Source organism: Sphingomonas sp. Leaf37 (assembly GCF_920939475.1).
In the GTDB taxonomy this organism is placed as follows: Bacteria; Pseudomonadota; Alphaproteobacteria; order Sphingomonadales; family Sphingomonadaceae; genus Sphingomonas.
Genome location: NZ_CAKLAX010000004.1, coordinates 18951 through 37867, shown reverse-complemented (window position 1 = coordinate 37867; position 18917 = coordinate 18951). Strand labels below are relative to the sequence as shown.

The 18917-nt window shown below is 65.7% G+C and carries 21 protein-coding genes; 12 read left to right on the top strand and 9 right to left on the bottom strand.

Translation table 11 applies throughout. The features are described from left to right. Positions 1-12: 12 nt before the first annotated feature. Positions 13-873, top strand: a complete 861-nt coding sequence (locus LRA87_RS14070; RefSeq protein ID WP_230632388.1) for an N-formylglutamate amidohydrolase — start codon at positions 13-15, stop codon at positions 871-873. 224 nt (positions 874-1097) lie between these two features. On the opposite strand, the gene LRA87_RS14065 is transcribed toward LRA87_RS14070, so the two are convergent. From LRA87_RS14065 to LRA87_RS14055, 3 genes are all read right to left on the bottom strand, one after another. Then, entirely contained in the window at positions 1098-1643 is a 546-nt protein-coding gene (locus LRA87_RS14065; RefSeq protein WP_230632386.1) for a cytochrome b, read from the bottom strand. 115 nt (positions 1644-1758) lie between these two features. Next, a complete protein-coding gene (locus tag LRA87_RS14060; RefSeq protein ID WP_230632384.1) occupies positions 1759-2520 on the bottom strand; it encodes a SapC family protein in 762 nt (253 codons plus the stop codon). Positions 2521-2575: 55 nt separating this feature from the next. Next, on the bottom strand, positions 2576-4009 hold the full coding sequence (locus LRA87_RS14055) for an FAD-binding oxidoreductase (RefSeq protein WP_230632382.1): 1434 nt from the start codon (positions 4007-4009) through the stop codon (positions 2576-2578). 65 nt (positions 4010-4074) lie between these two features. Between LRA87_RS14055 and LRA87_RS14050 the strand changes: the two genes are divergently transcribed. From LRA87_RS14050 to LRA87_RS14040, 3 genes are all read left to right on the top strand, one after another. Then, the gene (locus tag LRA87_RS14050; RefSeq protein ID WP_230632381.1) at positions 4075-4545 is read left to right on the top strand and encodes a hypothetical protein; all 471 of its coding nucleotides are present in this window, start codon (positions 4075-4077) and stop codon (positions 4543-4545) included. Between the two features lie 104 nt (positions 4546-4649). Continuing rightward, positions 4650-6110: a DEAD/DEAH box helicase gene (locus LRA87_RS14045; RefSeq protein WP_230632379.1), complete on the top strand. Its 1461-nt coding sequence runs from the start codon at positions 4650-4652 to the stop codon at positions 6108-6110. After that, positions 6110-6337, top strand: a complete 228-nt coding sequence (locus LRA87_RS14040; RefSeq protein WP_230632378.1) for a DUF1289 domain-containing protein — start codon at positions 6110-6112, stop codon at positions 6335-6337. Before LRA87_RS14045 ends, LRA87_RS14040 begins: the two co-directional genes overlap by 1 nt. A 179-nt stretch (positions 6338-6516) precedes the next feature. Here LRA87_RS14040 and LRA87_RS14035 read toward each other — a convergent pair whose 3' ends face one another. The 4 genes from LRA87_RS14035 to LRA87_RS14020 form a co-directional block, all read right to left on the bottom strand. Next, complete coding sequence (locus tag LRA87_RS14035) at positions 6517-7140, bottom strand: glutathione S-transferase family protein (RefSeq protein WP_230632377.1); 624 nt, start codon at positions 7138-7140, stop codon at positions 6517-6519. A gap of 57 nt (positions 7141-7197) precedes the next feature. Next, positions 7198-8064 (bottom strand): dienelactone hydrolase family protein, encoded by an 867-nt coding sequence (locus tag LRA87_RS14030; RefSeq protein ID WP_230632375.1) that lies wholly within the window; start codon positions 8062-8064, stop codon positions 7198-7200. A 110-nt stretch (positions 8065-8174) separates the two neighbouring features. After that, complete coding sequence (locus LRA87_RS14025) at positions 8175-8855, bottom strand: DUF1013 domain-containing protein (RefSeq protein ID WP_230632373.1); 681 nt, start codon at positions 8853-8855, stop codon at positions 8175-8177. A gap of 105 nt (positions 8856-8960) precedes the next feature. Continuing rightward, a complete protein-coding gene (locus LRA87_RS14020) occupies positions 8961-9959 on the bottom strand; it encodes an NAD(P)H-quinone oxidoreductase (protein WP_230632371.1) in 999 nt (332 codons plus the stop codon). Between the two features lie 73 nt (positions 9960-10032). Here LRA87_RS14020 and LRA87_RS14015 point away from each other — a divergent pair, with 73 nt between their 5' ends. From LRA87_RS14015 to LRA87_RS14005, 3 genes are all read left to right on the top strand, one after another. Then, positions 10033-10227, top strand: coding sequence for a DUF1192 domain-containing protein (locus tag LRA87_RS14015; RefSeq protein WP_230632369.1), 195 nt, complete (start codon positions 10033-10035; stop codon positions 10225-10227). Between the two features lie 146 nt (positions 10228-10373). After that, complete coding sequence (gene clpA / locus LRA87_RS14010; protein ID WP_230632367.1) at positions 10374-12686, top strand: ATP-dependent Clp protease ATP-binding subunit ClpA; 2313 nt, start codon at positions 10374-10376, stop codon at positions 12684-12686. Positions 12687-12852: 166 nt separating this feature from the next. Next, complete coding sequence (locus LRA87_RS14005; protein ID WP_230632366.1) at positions 12853-13272, top strand: hypothetical protein; 420 nt, start codon at positions 12853-12855, stop codon at positions 13270-13272. An 89-nt stretch (positions 13273-13361) separates the two neighbouring features. On the opposite strand, the gene LRA87_RS14000 is transcribed toward LRA87_RS14005, so the two are convergent. Continuing rightward, the gene (locus tag LRA87_RS14000) at positions 13362-13568 is read right to left on the bottom strand and encodes a hypothetical protein (RefSeq protein ID WP_230632364.1); all 207 of its coding nucleotides are present in this window, start codon (positions 13566-13568) and stop codon (positions 13362-13364) included. A 161-nt stretch (positions 13569-13729) separates the two neighbouring features. On the opposite strand from LRA87_RS14000, the gene LRA87_RS13995 reads away from it, so the two are divergent. Together LRA87_RS13995 and LRA87_RS13990 are read left to right on the top strand one after the other, a co-directional pair. Beyond that, complete coding sequence (locus tag LRA87_RS13995) at positions 13730-15430, top strand: GGDEF domain-containing protein (RefSeq protein ID WP_230632363.1); 1701 nt, start codon at positions 13730-13732, stop codon at positions 15428-15430. 58 nt (positions 15431-15488) lie between these two features. Continuing rightward, the gene (locus LRA87_RS13990; RefSeq protein ID WP_230632362.1) at positions 15489-15683 is read left to right on the top strand and encodes a hypothetical protein; all 195 of its coding nucleotides are present in this window, start codon (positions 15489-15491) and stop codon (positions 15681-15683) included. Between the two features lie 4 nt (positions 15684-15687). On the opposite strand, the gene LRA87_RS13985 is transcribed toward LRA87_RS13990, so the two are convergent. Beyond that, positions 15688-17046: an NAD-dependent succinate-semialdehyde dehydrogenase gene (locus LRA87_RS13985; RefSeq protein WP_230632360.1), complete on the bottom strand. Its 1359-nt coding sequence runs from the start codon at positions 17044-17046 to the stop codon at positions 15688-15690. Between the two features lie 75 nt (positions 17047-17121). Here LRA87_RS13985 and LRA87_RS13980 point away from each other — a divergent pair, with 75 nt between their 5' ends. Genes LRA87_RS13980 through coaD form a run of 3 tightly spaced genes read left to right on the top strand, consistent with a single transcriptional unit; the run spans position 17122 to position 18783 of the window. Further along, positions 17122-17361: an exodeoxyribonuclease VII small subunit gene (locus tag LRA87_RS13980; protein ID WP_230632358.1), complete on the top strand. Its 240-nt coding sequence runs from the start codon at positions 17122-17124 to the stop codon at positions 17359-17361. 4 nt (positions 17362-17365) lie between these two features. Continuing rightward, on the top strand, positions 17366-18256 hold the full coding sequence (locus LRA87_RS13975) for a polyprenyl synthetase family protein (RefSeq protein WP_230632356.1): 891 nt from the start codon (positions 17366-17368) through the stop codon (positions 18254-18256). A gap of 20 nt (positions 18257-18276) precedes the next feature. Further along, a complete protein-coding gene (gene coaD, locus LRA87_RS13970; RefSeq protein WP_230632354.1) occupies positions 18277-18783 on the top strand; it encodes a pantetheine-phosphate adenylyltransferase in 507 nt (168 codons plus the stop codon). Positions 18784-18917 lie beyond the last annotated feature (134 nt).

The window sequence follows — 18917 nt, the reverse complement described above, 5'->3', positions numbered from 1 at the left end:
GCCGTGCCACAGATGGACGCTTCGTTCGAACGGATCGGCGGTCAGGAGCCGGATGGCACACCGCTGAGCCCTGTAGTGCTGTCGGTGCCGCACGCCGGCCGTGATTATCCGCTGGCGTTGCGCACCGCGCTACGCGTGCCCGAAGCCGCATTGGTGGTGCTGGAGGATCGCTACGTCGATCACGTCGCGCAGGGCGCTCGATCGATCGAGACGATGCTGGTGCAACATCGCGCCCGTGCGTGGATCGATCTCAACCGCAGCGAGACCGAACGGGATGCCCGCGTAGATGAGGGCGCGCGAGCGCATAGTCAGCCCACCGCATCGGCAAAATTGCGCAGCGGTCTGGGGCTCGTCCCCCGCCGCGCCGGGGCGGCCGGCGACCTCTGGCGACGCCGCTTCACCGGGGCGGAGGTCGCGGCCCGCATCGTCGAGGATTATCGCCCGTATCACGAAGCGCTTGCCATGACGCTGGCCGCGGCGCGGGACAGGTTCGGGATCGCGGTGCTGCTCGACATACATTCGATGCCAGCGGTCGGTCCGCATGCCCGGATCGTGTTGGGCGACCGGTTTGGCCAGGCGTCCGCCGGTCGCTTCGTCACGCGACTGGAGGCGGCAGCGGCGCAAACCGGCGTACGCACCGCGCTCAACACCCCCTACGCCGGCGGTCACATCCTGGAGCGGCAGGGCGCGCCGTCGCGGAATATCCACGCGATCCAGATCGAGATCGACCGGACTCTGTATCTCGACCCTATGCTCGACCGGCCCGGCACCGGCATGGCGCAGACCATCGCGACGCTGCGCACGATGATCGACGCCGTCACGGATGAGGCAATGGCAGGGCAAGCAGGCGCCACCGCGCTGGCAGCCGAATGAACGACATAAAAAAACCACCCCGTGCTGTTCGCACGAGGTGGCCAAGGTTCAGGGAGGAGGCACACTGAAAGTGTGCCATACGGCGTCGCGAAAGGGGGGACACGAGCGCCGTACAGAAGTAAAATAGGTGAACCGTGAATTGGTTCAACCCCGACGTACCCGCCCGATGATTATTTTTGCGAATGCCCTGTTCCACGAGCGGATGCCGCAATCTGCCGCCGGACCTATCGACGCAACGCAGGCGCCATGCGGGTAAGCACGGTGTCGCGCAGGATCAGGTGATGCCGCAAGGCCGCTGCGATATGGAGCACCACCAACGCCGCCATGAGCCAGCCGATCGGCCCGTGCGCATCATGGCCAAGATCGGCCAGCCCCTTGCCGACCGGCAGCGTCGGAACATCGAACAGGCCGAACCACAGCAGCGGTCGGTGCGGACCGGGCCCCGACACCATCAGCCAACCGGTCAGCGGCATCGCGATCATCAGCAGGTACAAGGTCCAGTGCGTCGCGTGGGCGACGCCTTTTTCCCATACAGGCGTGCCGGCGGGCAAGGCGGGCGGTCGATGGGCAAGGCGCCAGGCGACGCGCCCGGCGGTCAGCAACAGCACGGTGATGCCGATCGCTTTATGCGCGCCCATCAGGGATCGCAGCACCGGAATGGCGTCGTGGCCGATCCCGATGACCAGATTGACGATGACCAGCACCGCGATCGACCAGTGAAAGGCGATCGCGACACCGGAATAATATTCGCCGCGGGAAAATCCTGCCATGTCGAGTCCCTTGCCGTAAGGATCCGACAGTCCCCCGCGCGCATGGCAGGGTCAAGCGCGGACGATAGTCACCGGCGGCCGGTCGGGAGAGCCGCAGGCGCCCCCCCGCCGCGCATCAGCCGATCTGCGGCTGCGGCGTCTTGCCCAGCGTGACTTGGCGCGCGAAGATTTCGCGCATCAGCGACAGCGAGAACAGGTGCGCGTACAACAGCGGCAGCATGCCCGACTGCGACATCTTGCGCAGCTGGTCGCCGCGCAGGCCTGCAAGCTTTTCCTCGTTGATCATCTGGAAGCCGCGATAGACGAACGGCTGCTGGTTCTGATCGGCCTGGATCGTCACCTCGCCCTCCATCAGCAGCTCCTGCTCGCGCAGCTCGTTCATGAAAGCCTGCGTACGCGCACCGGCCTGTTCGAACTGCTCGGCGAAGTCGAGAATCGCCTTTGTCGTCTGGCTCGGCTGGCCGTTCTCGAACAGCACGTCGCCCTCGTCGAACGCGCCGAGCGCTTCGGACGTCGGATCGAAGCAGAGCGACAGCTCGTCTGAGTCGGGGCGCAGGCGGGCGAGCATATACGGATAGCGTCGCACATAGGCCGGCACGTAGAAGTTCGTCTCGGTCAGCTTGCCGTCGTCGCCCATGAAGACGTTGACGCCTTCGTTAAGGCCCATCAGCGCCAGCGGAATGGCATCTTCGCCAACCGAGAATACGATCGGCATGTGACGCTGCACCATCGGGAATTCGTCCGTGGTGATCGGCACCGCATGCTGCCCGACCAGGAACGGTGCACTGTCCTGCTGCCGCACGCGCCAGGTCGCGTGGGTCTCGCTCGAAAGCGGCTCGAGGCCATTGTAGAACAGGGGAAGCGGCGCGCTGGCCATCGGAACTCTCCACGTCGTAATGTGTTTGCGGCGCAGCCGCGGTTGGCGCGTTGCTCTATTGGGCCGCAGCCTCAGGCGCAAGCGCGACGAGCTTGCCCGGATTGAGGATGTAGAGCGGGTCCATCGCCGTCTTGATCGCGCGGAGCGTCGCCAGCCGCGCCGGTGACGATAGCCGCTCCAGCTCGCCGCGCTTCATCTGGCCGATGCCATGCTCCGCGGCGATCGACCCGCCCGCGGCAATGACCAGATCGTCGACGAATCGCGTCACCTCCGGCACGTTCTCGGCATACCAGACGTCCGGGTCGGTACCCGGAGCAGCCCGGACGTGGAAGTGGATGTTGCCATCGCCCAGATGGCCGAAACCGCTGGCGTGCGTCCCGGGAAAGCGCGCCTCGCACGCAGCCGCCGCCTCGATCATGAACCGCGGCATGGTCTCCACCGGCACCGACAGATCGTGCTGCGATGCCGGTCCCAACGCCCGTTCCGAGTCGGAGATCGACTCGCGGATGCGCCAGAACGCTGCCGCCTGTGCCTCGCTGGCGGCGATCGTCGCATCGGCGACCAGATTGTCCCCCAGCGCATCGGCTAGCAGGCGCTCCATCAGCGCAGCTCCCGTGGCATCGGTATGCTCGATCAGGACATGCCACGCATGATCGCCAACAACCGGCGCCCGCGCGCCGGGAACGTAGGCGAGCACCGCGGCCAGCGATTCGCGTGGCAGGATTTCGAAACTTTCCAGCGCCTCGGTCGCCTGCTGGAAGCGGCGGAGCAGAATAAGGGCAGCCTTTGGGTCGGCGACCGTCACCCAGGCCGTCGTACGGATCTCAGGCACAGGCACCAGCCGGAGCGTTGCGGCGGTGACGACGCCCAGCGTCCCCTCCGCCCCGACCAGCAATTGGGTTAGGTCGTATCCGCGATTGTCCTTCTTCAGCGCCGCCAGACCGTCGTGGATGCTGCCATCCGCCAGCACCACTTCGAGCCCCGCGACCAGGCCTCGCATCGATCCGAAGCGCAGCACCTGCGTTCCCCCGGCATTGGTGGAGACGAGTCCGCCGATGGTCGCGCTGCCCTTTGCGCCCAGCGTAAGTGGGAAACGACGCTCCATCGCCGATGCCGCGTCGTGCAGGTCGGACAGGATTACTCCCGCCTCCGCCACCGCCAGCCCGGCTTCTGCATCGACCGACCGGATGCGGTTCATTCGTCGCAACGACAGGATCAGCGCCGAACCGTCCGCAGGCGGGGTCGCTCCGCCCACCATCGAACTGTTGCCGCCCTGTGGCACCAGTGGAACCCGATGTCGCACCGCCGCCCCGACGATCGCCGAAACCTCCGCGGTCGAAGCCGGCGCCAGTAAGGCCGGGGATCGACCGTGGAAGCGCCGGCGCCAGTCGGTTTCCCATGGTGCGATATCGGCAGGATCGGTGATGATGCCGTTCGGTCCCAGAACGGGACGGAGCGCATCGAGCATGGCGGATTGCGCGGGCGTCATGCCACGGCGCGCTAGGCCAAGTTCATCGCGTGTTCAACGACGGTGGCTAGGAACCGGAGCCTGCCATGCTGCATCCCGCCTTCCCCGTATCCCTCCTCGCCATCGCTGCACCCGCCGTCGCGTCTGTCGGCGATGCGCTGGCGCAACTCGACGGGATGCAATGGGCGCAGACGACGATCCACGAACGCGTCGTGATTCGCGTTCCCCGTATGAGCATGAGCCGATCGGTCGGGCGCGTCGCAATTCCGGCACCGATCGTCCGCTACAAGGAAAAGAAGGGGCCGAAGTGCGTCGCCGTCGCCGATCTTGGCGGCGCGTTGATCACCGAAGCTGGTGCGGTCGATCTCGTAATGGCAGGCGGCAAGCGTCTGCGTGCGAAACTGGACGACGATTGCGGACCGATGGACTTCTATAGCGGCTTCTACCTGCGCCCCGCCGCCGACGGAAAGGTGTGCGCCGATAGGGACGTCATCCGGATGCGTTCGGGAGCCAGTTGCGGAATCAGCACGTTCAAGACGCTTCAGGTCTCTCGCTGACCGCCTTTTCTTGACTTTTGCTGGCAAATCCGCAAGCGCCCGGTTAGCGTTGCTGCGCGCGTGTGCGGCCGTTCTTTTCCGGACCTTTGCATGAGCCTTTTGGCATGAGCTTCGCCGACCTCGGCCTTTCCGACGAACTCCTGACGGCGGTCACCGACGCCGGCTATACGGAGCCGACCCCGATCCAGGCGCAGGCGATCCCGTCGGTACTGATGATGCGCGACCTGATTGGCATCGCCCAGACGGGAACGGGCAAGACTGCCGCGTTCGTGCTGCCGATGATCGACATCCTGTCGCACGGCCGCAGCCGCGCCCGCATGCCGCGCTCGCTGATTCTGGAGCCGACGCGCGAACTCGCTGCGCAGGTTGCCGAGAATTTCGAGAAATACGGCGCGGGCACCAAGCTGTCGATGGCGCTGCTGATCGGCGGCGTGTCGATGGGCGACCAGATCAAGGCGCTGGAAAAAGGCGTCGACGTGCTGATCGCAACGCCCGGTCGCCTGATGGATCTGTTCGGACGCGGCAACATTCTGCTCACCGGCTGCTCGATGCTGGTCATCGATGAAGCGGACCGGATGCTCGACATGGGGTTCATCCCCGATATCGAGGAAATCTGCACCAAACTGCCCAAGACGCGCCAGACTCTCCTGTTCTCGGCGACGATGCCTGCCCCGATCAAGCGGCTTGCGGACAAGTTCCTCGACAACCCCAAAACGATCGAGGTGTCGCGGCCGGCATCGACCAACCTCAGCATCAAGCAATATCTGGTGCCAGTGTCGGGCGTGGCGGCGAAGAAGCGCGACGCGCTGCGCCAGCTGCTGAACACCGACGAGGTGCGCAACGCGATCATTTTCTGCAATCGCAAGACCACCGTGCGCGAGCTCAACAAGAGCCTGAAGCAGCACGGCTTCAAATCCGGCGAGATCCATGGCGACATGGAACAGGCGCAGCGGATTGCCGAGCTGGACCTGTTCAAGGACGGCAAGATCAACATCCTGGTGGCGTCCGACGTCGCTGCACGCGGGCTTGACATCAAGGGTGTCAGTCACGTGTTCAACTTCGATGCGCCGTGGCATCCCGACGATTACGTCCACCGTATCGGCCGCACCGGCCGCGGTGGCGCGACCGGCATCGCGTTCACGCTGGTGACGTCGGAAGATGCCGAGAACATCCAGAATATCGAGAAGCTGACCGGGCAGAAGATCGATCGGCTCGAGATCGGCGCCGCTCCCAAGGCGGAAGCTCCGGCCACGGAAGAACCGCGTCGTGCCCGCCGCGAGCGTACGCCGCGTGGTGAAGGTCGGCGCGAGCGCGCACCGCGTGCCGAAGTCGAGGAAGCGCCGCAGGTCGAGCGCGAGGCGAAGGTCGAGGCAGCTCCGCAGCAGACCGAACGTCCGCAATGCGTGCCGCGTGCCGAGCCGACGTTCACGCCGCCGCCGCGGCGCGACGTACGCCGCGATGACCGCAACGATCGTCGTCCGCGTCGCGACGAGCGCGACGATGGTCCGGACGAAGGCTGGAACGGTCCGATCCCGGACTTCCTCAACGCGGTGATCGCGCTCTGATGCCGGGCGGCGGTCGCCCCCGCCGCCCGTCCGATGCCGTGATCCAGCCGGTGCCGCCGGTGGTGATCGTCAGTCCCTGCACCGGCGTATGCGCCATCGACGCCGGGGACCTGTGCCGCGGCTGCGGTCGCACGCTGGACGAAATCGCCGCGTGGAGCGTGATGACGCCGGCAGAGCGCGATGCGATCATGGTGGCATTGCCGACGCGACGCAGGGCGCCGCGATAACGGCGGTCACACCGTCGGCTTCGTGTCGATCGGCGTCAGGCCCTTGTCGTCACCTCGGGATGTTCCCCGACTGCTGTCCTCCGTGACCGGGAGAGGTGCAGACAACCCGTAGCCGTAGCAAGCGCCTTATCAAGACGCGCCGGGGCCTTCGGTTCGCTCGCACTGACCACAGTGACAGCTCAGGTGGCAGCCATCGCGGCCATTGCCGCGTCGTCCAGCGCCGCGGCCCGCTCATACGCCTCCCGCGCCGTCAGCCGCGCGATATAAGCATCGAACGCGTCGCGCTTCGGTAGCGAACCGAACTGCGCGCCCCAGATCACCTGCGACCCGACGTAGACGTCCGCTGCCGTAAACCGATCGCCGGCGATATATTCATGCGCCGCCACCGCCTGTTCCAGTACATCGACCATGCGGTCGTAGGTGCCATAACCAGCCATCCGCTGTTGCTGATCGGTCGGCGCGACACCGAGCGAGCGGTTGGTGATCGCGGCCTCGACCGGCCCGGCCGCGAAGAACAGCCAGCGATAATAGTCCGCCCGTTCGTCTTCGCGTGGGGCGAGGCCGGCACCGGGAAACGCCTCGGCAAGATAGGCGCAGATCGCGGCACATTCCGTCACCGTCTTGCCTCCGTGAATGATCGCCGGCACCTTCGCCATCGGGTTGACCGACAGGAACGGCTGCTCCTTCATCGTCGAGGCATAGTCGAGCAACACGGCATCGTAGTCGACGCCGGCCTCCTCCAGCATCCAGCGCGCAATCCGACCGCGCGACATCGGGTTCGTGTAAAGAATCAGGTCGGCCATTTGCAATTCTCTCATCAGACTCGCCGGAACAAAGATCGAACGATCCTGTCTCCAGTGTCAAGCGTGGCGATCGAGGTTGTTCGCGAACAGATCGAGCATCTTTCCCCACGCGCGCTCGGCCTGTGGCTGATTGTAGACCTTGCTGTCGATCACGCACCAGCCGTGCATCGCACCGTCATAGACCTCGATCTCGGCAGGGCGCTTCGCGGTCGTGAATGCCTCCCGCAGCGCGACCTTGTCGTTCGGGTTGCGTGCATCGTCGTTGGTGGCGATCGCGATCAGATAACCGCCGCGCAACTGCGGGACCAGCTTGTGCGGGCTGTCAGGGGCATCGTTGACCAGCCCTGCGCCGTGGAACGAGGCACCAGCCTTGATCCGTGATGAGGCTGCCGCGGTGCGGATCACCATCGGCCCACCCATGCAATAGCCGGCGCTGCCGATACCGCGTTTCGTATCCACTTCCTTCTGCGTGTCGAGGAAGGCGACGAAGGTCTTGCCGTCGCTGGTTACCGCCGCGGGCGTCAGGACCGCCCGCCATGGCGTGATCCGTTCGCGAACCGCCGGCTGGTCGAACGACTCGCCCGGCTGGACGATCGGCGACTTGGCCGAGCGGTAGAACTGGTTGACGACCAGCACTGCGTAGCCAGACTGGGCGAGCCGGTCCGCCATCGTGCGGAACGCGGGACGCAGGCCCATGATGTCGGGCCATATCAGCACCGCCGGATGCTTGCCGGCCGTCGGTGCGGTAAAATAGGCGTCGCACTGGCCATCGGGCGTGGTGATGACCACGTCGCGGCCCTTGATCGGCTTCGCGTTCGCCGGAGCGGGCAGCAGCACCGCCGCGCCGATCGCGCCCGCGGCGGCACCCAGTTGACGCCGGGACAGATGACGGTCGGTATCGGCGGCGGTCAATTCGTCGCACATGCGCGCTCTCCCAAGTATTTGGGGGAGGCTAGCCGAGACTCACCGCCGGTGCCAACGCATTACGTGTTCCTGCTCTCGCAGGATCGGAGACACAGTTCGGCCGGACCGCGTCAGCGCTTGAACGGATCGTTGAACAGTGCCGCCGCCGCCGCCGCGGGATCGTTATGATCGACATCGACACCGCGCGCCGCTGCGTCACGCTCAGCCCGCAACGATGCGATCAGCGCCTCGCGGTCGCCTTCAAGGCGCGTATCGGTCGGTGCGGCCTCGTTGCCCGATGCCTTCGACGCCTTGGCGACCGCGGCATCCAGTTCACGCTGCGTCGTCAGACCGAGCGTCACCGGATCCTTCGGCGTGATGTTGCCGATGTTCCAGTGGCTGCGATCGCGGATTGCGGCGATCGTGGTGCGGGTGGTGCCGATCAGGTTGCTGATCGCGCCGTCCGTGATCTCGGGATGGTTGCGGATGATCCAGGCGATGCCGTCGGGCTTGTCCTGACGCTTCGACACCGGGGTGTAGCGCGGCCCCTTGGTACGGCGGACCTGCTCGGGGCCCTTGATCATCTTCAGGCGATAGGCCGGATCGGCCTGGCCCTTGTCGACCTCTTCCTGCGTCACCTCGTGCGCACGGATCGGGTCGCGCCCGGTCAGCTTGGTCGCAGCAGTGTCGTCGGCGATTGCCTGCACTTCCAGGATGTGGAGACCGCAGAAGTCCGCGATCTGGTCGAAAGACAGCGACGTGTTGTCGACCATCCAGGAAGCGGTCGCATGAGGCATGAGCGGCTGGGCCACGGGAAAACTCCGTCGGAAATAAATAGGGCCGCCCCTTATCGGAGCGGCCGTGTCATAACCTGCGATGTACTGCGCACTGCTCGGAAGGGCAAGGTGCGACGGCAGCTATAGCGTCAGCACGATCTTGCCGACATGATCGCCCTCTTCCATCCGCGCGTGCGCGGCCGCGGCCTCGCCAAGCGGAAATACCTGATCGATCACCGGGCGCAGCCGGCCGGACTCGACATGCGGCCACACCGTACGGGCGATCTCGTCTGCCACCAGCGTCTTGAAGGCGGTGTCGCGCGGGCGCAGCGTCGATCCGGTCAACGTCAGGCGGCGGCGCATGATCTCGAACAGCGGGATCGTCGCCTGTGGCCCGCCCTGCACCGCGATCGAAACGTGGCGACCGTCGTCGGCGAGGCATTGAAGGTTGCGCGGCACGTAATCGCCGCCGACCATATCGATGACTGCGGTGACGCCCTTGCCGTCGGTGATCGCCTTCACCTGTTCGACGAAATCGTGCGTCTTGTAGTTGATCGCGTGATCCGCGCCCAGTTCCAGCGCCCGCGCGCACTTCGCGTCCGATCCCGCGGTGACGATGATCGTCAGGCCGAAGATGTTGGACAACGTGATCGCCATCGTTCCGATGCCGCTGGTACCGCCGTGTAGCAGCACGCTGTCGCCCTCGGTTGCGAAGGCGCGTTCGAACAGATTGGTCCAGACGGTGAACAGCGTCTCGGGTATCGCCGCCGCCTCGATCATCTCCAACCCCTCGGGGATCGGCAGACACTGACCGGCGGGCGCAACGGCGTATTCAGCATAGCCGCCCCCCGCGAGCAGCGCGCAGACCGGCTGACCCAATTGCGTGTCCTCCACTCCCTCGCCCACCGCGACGATAGTACCGGCGATTTCCAGACCGGGGATCGAGGAAGCGCCCGGTGGCGGCGCATAGCCGCCCTTGCGCTGAAGCACGTCGGGACGGTTGACACCGGCGGCGGCGACGCGGATCAGCACTTCGCCCGCACCCGGCTGCGGCACCGGTCGCTCGACCAGCCGAAGCACCTCCGGTCCGCCCGGCGCCTCCGGGTCGATCGCCTGCATCATCTGGGGCAGTTCGCTCATCCCGTCGCATCCTTCGCGTCCGATCCGCGCGCCTTATTGACATCACCGGGGCAAGGGTCAACGTTGATAGACGATGGATCTGGACGACGCCCCTTCGCGTCCCAACGACGCATTGACCGAGCTGCTGCGGCAGGACCTCGATCCGTTTTCTGTCGCCGAGCTGGATTCGCGCATTGCCGCGCTGGAAGGTGAGATCGCTCGCACCCGCGCCGCGCGCGATCGATCGGTTAACCACCGCGCAAGCGCGGACGCGTTATTCAGGCGATGAGCCGTTGCCGCACCGGACGGGCGCAGAGCCCTTCGCTCCGGTCGCGGTGTCAAGAGCTTGATGGACGCGCCCCCGATACCGACATTGGTGGAAAGGACGCGGCGACGCACCCCCGGCGCCTCCATAGTACGACTGGAGTAATCTGAATGCCATCCTTCGCCCCCGCGCTCGAGACCACGCTCCACAAGGCGCTCGAAGCCGCGTCCTCGCGTCGGCACGAATATGCGACGCTCGAACATCTGCTGCTCGCGTTGATCGGCGACGAACATGCCTCCAAGGTCATGGAAGCCTGCCACGTCGACCTGGGCGAGCTCAAGACCACCGTCGCGCACTACCTCGACACCGAACTCGACGCACTGAAGGTCGATGCCTCGACCGACCCGTCGCCGACCAGCGGCTTCCAGCGGGTCGTGCAGCGCGCGATCCTGCACGTGCAATCATCGGGCCGCGACGAGGTGACCGGCGCCAACGTGCTCGTCGCGCTGTTCAGCGAGCGGGAGAGCTATGCCGTGTACTTCCTGCAGCAGCAGGACATGAGCCGCCTCGATGCCGTGAGCTTCATCAGCCACGGCGTCGGCAAGGGCGGCACCGCCGACGCCACGCCGCCGAAGGGCGCCGAGGAGGACAAGCCCGCCAAGGGACAGGAGAAGGGCAAGACGGAAAGCGCACTCAAGCAATTCACCGTCGACCTCAACGAAAAGGCCAAGATCGGCAAGGTCGATCCGCTGATCGGGCGCGGGCCGGAGGTGGATCGCACGATCCAGATCCTGTGCCGCCGGTCGAAGAACAATCCGCTGTACGTGGGCGATCCCGGCGTCGGCAAGACCGCGATCGCCGAGGGACTGGCGCGCAAGATCGTCGAGGGCGAGGTTCCCGACGTGCTGAAGGAAGCGGTCATCTACAGCCTCGACATGGGGTCGCTGCTGGCCGGCACGCGCTATCGCGGCGATTTCGAGGAGCGGCTGAAGGCGGTCGTCAACGAACTCGAGAAGCTGCCGCATGCGGTGCTGTTCATCGACGAGATCCACACCGTGATCGGTGCGGGTGCCACGTCGGGCGGCGCGATGGATGCGTCCAACCTGCTGAAGCCCGCACTGTCGGGCGGCACGATCCGTTGCATCGGTTCCACCACCTACAAGGAATTCCGCAACCATTTCGAAAAGGATCGTGCGCTGCTGCGCCGGTTCCAGAAGATCGACGTCAACGAACCGACGATCGAGGATACGATCAAGATCCTCGCCGGCCTGCGCTCGGCGTTCGAGGATCACCATAACGTCAAATATACGCCCGATGCGATCAAGTCGGCGGTGGAACTGTCGGCGCGTTACATCAATGACCGCAAGCTGCCCGACAAGGCGATCGACGTGATCGACGAGGTCGGCGCGATGCAGATGCTGGTGCCGGCGAACAAGCGGAAGAAGACGATCACCGCCAAGGAGATCGAACAGGTGATCGCGACGATGGCGCGCATCCCGCCGAAGTCGGTCTCGACCGACGACAAGGCGGCGCTGGAAAGTCTCGAGACCGATCTGAAGCGCGTCGTGTTCGGCCAGAACAGCGCGATCGAGAAGCTGGCGTCGGCGATCAAGCTCGCCCGCGCGGGCCTGCGCGAGCCGGAGAAGCCGATCGGCAACTATCTGTTCACCGGCCCCACCGGCGTCGGCAAGACGGAGGTCGCCAAGCAGCTGTCGTCGATCCTCGGCATTCCGCTCCAGCGGTTCGACATGTCGGAATATATGGAGCGGCATTCGGTCAGCCGGCTGATCGGTGCGCCTCCCGGCTATGTCGGGTTCGACCAGGGCGGCCTGCTGACCGATGCGGTCGACCAGAACCCGCATTGCGTGCTGTTGCTCGACGAGATCGAGAAGGCGCATCCCGACCTGTTCAATATCCTGTTGCAGGTGATGGACAACGGGCGCCTGACCGACCAGCACGGCAAGTCGGTGGATTTCCGCAACGTCATCCTCATCATGACCACCAATGCCGGTGCGTCGGACATGGCGCGCGAGACGGTCGGCTTCGGCAATCTGACGCGCGAGGGCGAGGACGAGCAGGCGGTGCAGAAGATGTTCACGCCGGAATTCCGCAACCGGCTCGATGCGATCGTGCCGTTCGGGTATCTGCCGACCGAGGTGGTCGCGCGGGTGGTGGACAAGTTCATCCTCCAGCTCGAACTCCAGCTTGCCGACCGCAACGTCCACATCAATCTGGACGATGCCGCGAAGAGCTGGCTGACCGAGAAGGGCTATGACAAGCTGTACGGCGCGCGTCCGATGGGCCGCCTGATCCAGGAAAAGATCAAGCAGCCGCTGGCCGAGGAATTGCTGTTCGGCAAGCTGGTCCATGGCGGCGAGGTGACGGTGCGGATGAAGGATGGCGCGCTGTCCTTCGCGATCGAAGCCGCGGCGCCCAAGAAGCCGCGCAAGAAAGGCAAGGCCGAGCCGGTCGATGCCAAGTAAGCGTTAGAACAACCTCCGAAACGGACCGGACTGTAGCCGGTTCGGTCCGCATCGGTGATAATGCTTTCGGGTGCCGACATTCGACGCCCCTACCCGACTGCTCCCCGACCCAGACGTTCGCGCCTCCAGCGATGCAAAGGCGCTCGCAGACGCGGCGGCCGGACGGATGATCGACAGCGAGACGGTGGCCCGCTGGCTGGGTGGATGGCATCTTGCCCGGACCAGCTTTGACGACCTTCGCCACGTATTTCCCTTGCATCGTGATCGGCCTGCATCGCCCGAATCCGGCAGTGGGTTCCGCATCCGGTCGAACGACGCCGTCGGCGCTTTTCCCCTCATGTGGACCCAAACCGCGATAGACGAATGCAGTCGCATGCGACGGATATTCACTGTTATCAGCGACGAAGCGGAACCCCGTTTCGCCGCGGCTCTGGTTACGGTGATGGTGCGCCTGATCATCGATGGCCCCGGTTGGGATAGCGGCATCGCGGACGTTCCGCTGCTGCCGCCATTCGCGCTGCGTGTCCTGATCGAGAACACCGGCCTGACGGTACTGGGCCCGCGACAGCCCCACATGCTGGTTTGAACGGTCGCACGCCACCGGGCGGGTCTAGCGAAACGGCGGTTCCAGTGACTCCGTCCGCAGCGCGGCCGTCGCAGCTTTCGTCGGGGTGGTCAGCGCATCGGGCATGGCATCCAGCGGAAACCATTCAGGTCCGTGGTGCTTCGCCGGCTCCATATTGCGCGGAGTTCCAGTGAAGGCATCGGCGCGATAGATCGGTGCGACCCAATGCGTCCCCGCGCCATGTCGATCTGGTCGACGAGGCACAGCAAGCGTGCGGCGACCACGACGATGCCCAACTCCTCGACGATCTCTCGCATTGCAGCCTAGGCTGATTCGGTCTGCACGTCCGGTGCAACGAACGCGTTCACCGGGATATCTGCCATTGGTATCGCCTGTCCTCGCCCGTTCCAGGCCAATCCTTCGTATCCCTGACATGCCGTTTACCAAAGCTTTGGAAACGATGACTTACTAGGGGTGCATGCCGAAGTGGCCTCCGATCCGGTGCATCGTTGCCACCCTGCTGCTGCTGCTGGCAAGCATCGTCGCTGCGCCGGCGGTCGCGGCTACCGGTACGCCGCTGCGGACCTGCATCTTGCCCGCAACATTGTTGTCCGGGATCGCTGGCGACGCGTTGCCAGAGACGCTGTTCGCACATCCCGACCGGTTCGATTGCACGACCAGAGCGACCGATTTCGGCGCGGGCGATTTCTGGGTCCTGTCGCAACCGCTGCCACAGGCTGCAGTGGGCGGCCCCGTCACCCAGGTCCGGCAGGCGAGCCTGTGGCAGAACCGGGTCACCCTCTACGTCCTGTATGCCGATGGCGCGATCCGGCATATCGGCTTCACCAGCGCCACCGCCGGTGAGCATCTGATGCTGGGCGCCGTGGTGCAGCTGGCATTGCCACGCCATCACGTCCGCCCGACGCGGCTGCTCTGGCATATCGAGGGATCGCTCAATCGCCGTGGCGTGCTGGTCGGGCCGGCGCTGGTCGATCACCGCACCGCTGCCAATACCGAAATTACGATGGCGGCGCTCTATGCGGCCTTCGCCGGCATGTGCCTGGCATTGCTCGTCTACAATCTGGCGCTTTGGGCAGCACTGCGGCAGGCGTTCCAGCCGGCTTATTGCCTTATGGTGTTGTGCCTGCTGGCCTATGCCTTCACCTCATCGGGGCTGCTCGGCCAGTTGACCGATATCGACAACAACGATCGGCAGCGGCTGAGCTATGTGCTGCTCGGCTGGTCCGCCGCGACCGCGATGGTGTTCGCCCGCGCATTTCTGGAACAGCGCGTCTTCGACGGCTGGCTGCGGCCGTACAGCAACCTCGTCATCGCGTTCCTGCTGATCGCCACCGGCAGCTACGCCATCCTGTCACCGCGCTTTGCGGACATCACCGATCCGCTGAGCACCTTCGCGTATCTGCTGGTGATCACCTGGCTGGTGCCGGTGCTTGTCCGCGCCTGGCGGCGGCGCAGCAACTATCTCTGGATCTTCGCCCTCGCCTGGGGCGCGCCGGTCGCGCTGGCCGGCGTCCGTGTCCTCGCCGCGTTCAACCTGATCGGCTGGCAGATGTGGATCGACAATTCGACGCTGCTGGCGATGGCGCTGGAGGCGGCGCTGTCGTCGCTCGGCGTCGCCTATCGCATTCGCCTGCTCAGCGTCGAGCGGGACGAGGCACGCGAGCAGGAGATCGCCGCCCGCCTGCTCGCCGCGACCGATCCGCTGACCGGCCTGCTCAACCGCCGCGCTTTTCTGGACAATGCGATCGGGCGGACGGAAGACCACCAGCTGATCCTGATCGACATCGACCATTTCAAGAGCATCAACGAGACGATCGGCCATGACGGCGGCGACGAGGTGCTGCGCGTGATCGCAAGGGCCTTGCGCGCCTCCGCGACGCCCGAGGCACTGGTAGCGCGCGTCGGCGGCGAGGAATTCGCGATGATCGCTCCGGCCGAGGCGCCACTCGACGCGCGTGGCGTGCTCGACAGGCTGCGCATGGAGCGGATGCCGTTCGACCTGACCGTCACTGCCAGCATCGGCACCTGCATCGGCCCGCTGACCCGCGAGACTGACTGGAAGGCGATGTATCGCTGCGCCGATCGCGCCTTGTTCGAGGCGAAGGCGGCAGGCCGCGACCGCGTGCGTAACGGCGCGACGCTTGCCGACGCCGCCTGACGGGCCGCTGGCAGCCGCCTCGACTTTCTGCTACGCATCGTCGGGGAGGACATGCTGGATGACGGACCGTCGTAAATTGGCAATCGCCGCACTGGCGGTCGTGACGATCGTAGCGGTGCGCCACCCGACTCCGAACATCCGCCTGTTGACCCATGACGTTGGTGATACACAACCCCATCGCGTGCAGGCGGCGATCGACCTCGGGCTGATGGGCTTCTCCGTCCTTTATACCTGGACCGCGCGCCGTACCTGATTGATCAGCCGATCACGGTCTTCAGGTTCATGAATTCGTGCAGCCCGTATGGACCGAGCTCCCGCCCGTAACCCGACCGCTTGATACCGCCGAACGGGGCCTCCGGACTGGAGGCCAGCATCGCGTTCACCGCGATCATGCCAGCCTCGATATCCCGCTCGAACCGGTCGCGCTCGGCCGGATCGCGTGTCCAGACCGACGATCCGAGGCCGAACGGCACGTCGTTCGCCAGCGCGATCCCGGCGTCGATATCGGCGGCGCGGAACACCATCGCGACAGGACCGAATAATTCCTCCTGCGCCGCCGGATGATCGATCGGCACGTCGACCAATATTCCGGCCGACATATAAGCGCCCCTGCCTGGCAACGCCTCGCCGCCGAACAACAGCTTGCCGCCGGCGCGCCGGATCGCCTCGAGCTGGCCGAGCGTGGTGGCGCGCTGCTCTTCGCTCGACAGCGGTCCCATGTCGGTGTCGCCGTCCATCGGATCGCCGGCCTTGACTGCGCGCATCGCCGTCGAGAACCGCTCCAGGAAAGCATCATAGACGTCGGTATGGACGATCATCCGTTTGGCGCAGATGCACGACTGGCCGGTGTTCTGCACCCGCGCCTTCACCGCCTGCTGGACCGCAGCGTCTAGATCGGCCGAGGGCATGACGATAAACGGATCCGACCCACCCAGTTCCAGCACCGCTTTCTTCAGGTGACGCCCCGCCGCCTCGGCGACCTTGATCCCCGCGCTCTCGCTGCCGGTCAGCGTCACCGCAACGATGCGCGAATCTGCGATCAGGGCATCAACCTTGTCGCTCTTGATCGCAAGGTTCTGAAACAAGCCGGCGGGCGCACCCGCCGCGACGATCATCCGTTCGATCGCCGCGCCGCACCCTTGCGTCAGCGAAGCATGCTTCAGCAACCCGACATTGCCCGCCATGATCGTCGGCGCGGCAAAGCGAACGACCTGCCAGTACGGGAAATTCCACGGCATGACGGCCAGTACCGGTCCCAGCGGCAGCCAGCGCGCGGTGGCGGGACCGTTTGGCGTCTGGAACGTTGCCGGCGCGAGCATCGCCGGTCCCTCCTGGGCATAGTGACGAAACGCCGCGGCGCATTTCTGCACCTCGGCGATGGCCGATGACAGGGTCTTGCCCATCTCGCGCGTCGCGATCTCCGCCAGTTCGCGCACATTGGCCTCGAACTGTTCCGCGATACGTTCCAGCAAGGCGGTCCGCTCGTCGTACGTCGTCGTCCGCCATCGCACATACGCGGCAGCGGCGCGGGCGATCTTGTCCTCCAGTTCGGCGGCGGTGAGCTCGGCAATGCTGGCGCCGGCGATGCCGGTAGCGGGATCGATACTTGTGAACATCAACGGCCAACGCGCCGCAATCGCGAGCGATCCCGCTTCTTGCACCCGCCACGCCCGTGCCGCATAGCGACACGCATGGATACGCCGATCGAAACCCTGTCGTTCGAGGACGCCCTCAAGGAACTGGAACGCATCGTCGGCCGGTTGGAAAGCGGAGAGGCGACGCTGGACGAGTCGATCCAGCTTTACGAGCGGGGCGACCGCCTGCGCCAGCGCTGCGCGGAACGGCTCGACGCCGCGCAGGCCCGGATCGAGGCAATCCGTCTGGATGCCGATGGCAAGGCCGCCGGTACCCGCCCCTTTGCCGCGGGCTGAGGCGATGCAGCCTGCGTTAGCGGACGCCATGGCGACCGTGTCGGCCGACATCGACGCGCGGTTCGACCGATTGCTTGCGGTGCCGGACGATCCCCGGTCGAGCCTGTATGAAGCGATGCGCCATGCCGCGATCGGCGGCGGCAAGCGGCTGCGACCGCTGCTGCTGTGCGCCACCGCCGACCTGTTTGGCGTGTCGCGCGACTGTTCGGGCGAGGTCGCGACGGCTGTGGAAGCGATCCACGTCTATTCGCTGATCCACGACGACCTGCCGGCGATGGACGACGACGATCTGCGCCGCGGCAAGCCGACCGTGCACAAGGCGTATGACGAGGCGACGGCCATCCTCGCGGGCGATTGCCTGCACGCACTGGCATTCGAGATTCTCGCCGATCCCGATACGCATCCGGACCCGTTCGTGCGCGCCGATCTGGTGATGGAACTCGCTCGCGCGTCCGGCCCTTCGGGCATGGCGGGCGGGCAGATGATGGATCTGGTCGCCGAACGATCGCGGTTCGACCTGCCGACCGTCACCCGGTTGCAGCAGATGAAGACCGGCGCGCTGATTTCGGTATCGGTCGAAATGGGCGCGATTCTGGGCCGGGTGCCGCCGGAGGGTCGCACCGGCCTGCGCGGCTATGCCCACGACCTCGGCCTCGCCTTCCAGATCGCCGACGATCTGCTCGATGCCGAGGGCGACGAGGCGATCGCCGGCAAGAAGCTGCGCAAGGACGAGGGCGCGGGCAAGGAGACGTTCCTGTCGCTGCTCGGCATCGACCGTGCGCGCGAACAATGCCGCATGCTGGTGGATCAGGCGGTGCAGCATCTGCATGGCCATGGGCCAGAGGCGGATGTGTTGCGCGACGTTGCGCGCTACGTGGTCGAACGGGACCATTGAGGCCATTCGGGGGCAACGAAATGAGTGAACGGATCGGCGTCTATCCCGGCACTTTCGACCCCGTGACGCTGGGGCATATGGACATCATTCGCCGCGGTGCGAAGCTGGTCGACAGACTGGTGATCGGGGTGACGACCAATCCATCCAAATCGCCGATGTTCACGATCGAGGAACGGATGGCGATCGTGCGCCGAGAGGTGGCGGATGTCGGGGGTGCGATCGACGTCGTCGCGTTCGATTCACTGCTGATGGATTTCGCCGAGCGCGAGGGTGCGAAGGTCATCATCCGCGGTCTGCGTGCGGTAGCCGACTTCGAGTACGAATATCAGATGGCGGGGATGAACCAGCAGATCAACCCGCGGGTCGAGACGGTATTCCTGATGGCAGACGTCGCGCTGCAACCGATCGCCAGTCGATTGGTCAAGGAAATCGCGCTGTTCGGCGGACCGATCGGGAAGTTCGTGACACCCGCCGTTTGCGAGGAGGTCGTCGCGCGAGTCGAGGTGCTGGGCCGCAAGGGCAGCTGATCCCCCCCCCCCCCCCCCCCCCCCCCCCCCCCCCCCCCCCCCCCCCCCCCCCCCCCCCCCCCCCCCCGCCCCCCCCCCCCCCCCCCCCCCCCCCCACCCCCCCCCCCCCCCCCCCCCCCCCCCCCCCCCCCCCC

Bases quoted from the DNA above. Each gene is read 5' to 3' on its own strand.
- LRA87_RS14070 (WP_230632388.1), top strand. From the start codon at position 13: ATGGACGCTTCGTTCGAACGGATCGGCGGTCAGGAGCCGGATGGCACA.
- LRA87_RS14065 (WP_230632386.1), bottom strand. From the start codon at position 1,643: ATGGCAGGATTTTCCCGCGGCGAATATTATTCCGGTGTCGCGATCGCC.
- LRA87_RS14060 (WP_230632384.1), bottom strand. From the start codon at position 2,520: ATGGCCAGCGCGCCGCTTCCCCTGTTCTACAATGGCCTCGAGCCGCTT.
- LRA87_RS14055 (WP_230632382.1), bottom strand. From the start codon at position 4,009: ATGACGCCCGCGCAATCCGCCATGCTCGATGCGCTCCGTCCCGTTCTG.
- LRA87_RS14050 (WP_230632381.1), top strand. From the start codon at position 4,075: ATGCTGCATCCCGCCTTCCCCGTATCCCTCCTCGCCATCGCTGCACCC.
- LRA87_RS14045 (WP_230632379.1), top strand. From the start codon at position 4,650: ATGAGCTTCGCCGACCTCGGCCTTTCCGACGAACTCCTGACGGCGGTC.
- LRA87_RS14040 (WP_230632378.1), top strand. From the start codon at position 6,110: ATGCCGGGCGGCGGTCGCCCCCGCCGCCCGTCCGATGCCGTGATCCAG.
- LRA87_RS14035 (WP_230632377.1), bottom strand. From the start codon at position 7,140: ATGGCCGACCTGATTCTTTACACGAACCCGATGTCGCGCGGTCGGATT.
- LRA87_RS14030 (WP_230632375.1), bottom strand. From the start codon at position 8,064: ATGTGCGACGAATTGACCGCCGCCGATACCGACCGTCATCTGTCCCGG.
- LRA87_RS14020 (WP_230632371.1), bottom strand. From the start codon at position 9,959: ATGAGCGAACTGCCCCAGATGATGCAGGCGATCGACCCGGAGGCGCCG.
- LRA87_RS14015 (WP_230632369.1), top strand. From the start codon at position 10,033: ATGGATCTGGACGACGCCCCTTCGCGTCCCAACGACGCATTGACCGAG.
- clpA (WP_230632367.1), top strand. From the start codon at position 10,374: ATGCCATCCTTCGCCCCCGCGCTCGAGACCACGCTCCACAAGGCGCTC.
- LRA87_RS14005 (WP_230632366.1), top strand. From the start codon at position 12,853: ATGATCGACAGCGAGACGGTGGCCCGCTGGCTGGGTGGATGGCATCTT.
- LRA87_RS14000 (WP_230632364.1), bottom strand. From the start codon at position 13,568: ATGCGAGAGATCGTCGAGGAGTTGGGCATCGTCGTGGTCGCCGCACGC.
- LRA87_RS13995 (WP_230632363.1), top strand. From the start codon at position 13,730: ATGCCGAAGTGGCCTCCGATCCGGTGCATCGTTGCCACCCTGCTGCTG.
- LRA87_RS13990 (WP_230632362.1), top strand. From the start codon at position 15,489: ATGACGGACCGTCGTAAATTGGCAATCGCCGCACTGGCGGTCGTGACG.
- LRA87_RS13985 (WP_230632360.1), bottom strand. From the start codon at position 17,046: ATGTTCACAAGTATCGATCCCGCTACCGGCATCGCCGGCGCCAGCATT.
- LRA87_RS13980 (WP_230632358.1), top strand. From the start codon at position 17,122: ATGGATACGCCGATCGAAACCCTGTCGTTCGAGGACGCCCTCAAGGAA.
- LRA87_RS13975 (WP_230632356.1), top strand. From the start codon at position 17,366: ATGCAGCCTGCGTTAGCGGACGCCATGGCGACCGTGTCGGCCGACATC.
- coaD (WP_230632354.1), top strand. From the start codon at position 18,277: ATGAGTGAACGGATCGGCGTCTATCCCGGCACTTTCGACCCCGTGACG.